This window comes from Listeria rocourtiae FSL F6-920 (assembly GCF_000525975.1).
Taxonomy (GTDB): Bacteria; Bacillota; Bacilli; order Lactobacillales; family Listeriaceae; genus Listeria_A; species Listeria_A rocourtiae.
Genome location: NZ_AODK01000083.1, coordinates 1 through 2,159, shown reverse-complemented (window position 1 = coordinate 2,159; position 2,159 = coordinate 1). Strand labels below are relative to the sequence as shown.

The following is a 2,159-nucleotide window of genomic DNA, read 5'->3' as shown; positions in this document are numbered from 1 at the left end:
GGCGACAAACTAACGTATGACACGAATGGGAATCGTCTCAGCGATGGGACATACACGTACACCTGGGATACGGCAGATCAGTTAACAGCCATCACGAAAAAAGGGGAAACAACCCCATTCGCCACGTATCAATACGATGATGATAATCGCCGTATTGAAAAAACAGTGCATGGCCAAACGACCAAGTATTACTATGACGGCGATAGTATTGATGTCTTATACGAAACAGATGGTGCAGGAAACGTTCAGCGTCAATATGTGTACTCAGACAATAATGTTAGAATGGCAATGAAAGTTGGCGCAAAAACTATTTTTTATCATTATAATGCCCATGGTGATGTTATTGCTCTGACGAATGAGGCAGGCGAGATGGTGGCAGAATACAGCTACGACGCATGGGGCAACGTCCTACAAGCTACCGAAACAACCAATGAAGCCAAACAAAACCCATTCGGCTATGCCGGCTATACGTATGACAAAGAAATCGGCATGTACTATTTAATGGCGCGTTATTACAATCCGGAGCAAGGCGTATTTATTTCGTTGGATCCAGATCCAGGGGATGAAGATGATCCTATTACCATGAATGGCTATATCTATACAGATAATAATCCGGTTATGCGAATCGATTCTGACGGGCATGCATGGCAATATCTTGCAGCGGCTGGTATTGGAGCTGCTGTAGGAGCCACGAAATATTACCTTTGGAATAAAGCTAGGGGGAAAAAAGTTACTTGGAAGGGAGCAGGGAAAGCTGCATTTAGAGGAGCTATAAGTGGCTTATCGTGGACTGGTGCAGGGAGAATTTTAGGATTTTCTTCAAAATTAAAGCTAGGTTTTAAGGTTGCTAAAGATAGGTTTAAGCTTGGTAAAGGTCGAGCTTTTGAAAGAGTTGGTAAAGCAGCGATATCTAATTCTAAAAGGTTGTTAAAAAATCCTATGGGTCATATTAAGAGATCGCCTGGCAAGAGATATAATAATATCAAGAAAATTCAAAAAAGACAAAAGAAATTTGATAAGAAGTACACGCAAAAATACCAAAAAGGCTTTTCGAGGAAGTTCAAATGCTATTGGTAGATACAGATGAGTTAGTTCCTAATATAATATTAAAATCTAAATGTATGAAAGGAATGTGATAAATGATAAGTAGTTTTAAAAAAAAGGAAAAGAGTGGTTCGGGCATTGGGATAATTAAAAAATATGGTTTTCTTAGTATACCACTTGTTCTATTGTCTGTTTTATTACTTCAGCTTATATGGCCTAACCATATCACTTTAGCTATAGTAAATGTGATGATTGGATTGGAAATTCTATTTATTTTAGGACTATCATCAAAATTAATTAATGGTTCTGTTGGGGATAAAAAAATAGGGAAGATAATATATTTCGTGATTTGGATTCTCTTTTTTGTAGTACTATTATCCTCATACCTGCTATATTAAAAAATCTTAAATGAGGGATTTAAATTGTTTAATTTAACTTATGCGGCTTTCATAGTCGGCTTTATAGGCATAGCTTTATTGATGTTTATTGATCGTTTAAAACTATCTAATAAGCATCCATATGTAACTATTTTTAGTGTGTGCATTATATTTGTGGGGGCAACAGGGGTATATATTTATTATGTTGCTAACACACTCATAAATTCATGATTTCATAAAACTTCAAGTTAGGAAAAAATTCGCATAATGAGTAACAAGGAGAAGCAAAATGTCCACAAAATTCATGTATGAACGCTTACTAAAATGCCAAGGGTCAAGAGAAACATGATATGAAAAATCATTCTTCAGGCTTTAAGTTAGGTAATTTTACTATGTATGTTAAATTCAAATCAGAAAGAAGTGATAACTAAAAATGAGTAATAAATTTTTATACGAAGTTTTAACAAAATGCCAACAACAAGGAAATCTAGTGGCTATCTATGTAGCTCAAGATATGAATGTATTCGAACTAGGCTATATCGAAGCCGTCACGGATTATGATGTGCTCTTTCGTTCCGAGCGCGCAGACGGTTATTCAGAAGGGCTAGTGGTTACGCCGTTAGCATTGATTAGCCAAATTGAAGCAGAGAATGATTACTTACGAGCGGTTACATTAATGCAGAATGACAAAGGGTCCCAGCGTAAAGAAGCCTTTTTAGAAACGGTACCTAAAAGAAA

General features: G+C 36.4%; 1 protein-coding gene and 1 pseudogene. Both read left to right on the top strand.

The window, feature by feature from the left end:
• The coding region (locus PROCOU_RS15775; protein WP_036074341.1) for an RHS repeat domain-containing protein at positions 1 to 1,077 on the top strand (1,077 nt) is incomplete at its 5' end.
• Between the two features lie 777 nt (positions 1,078 to 1,854).
• Positions 1,855 to 2,159 (top strand): annotated as a pseudogene (locus PROCOU_RS15765) (hypothetical protein); the annotation flags it as partial.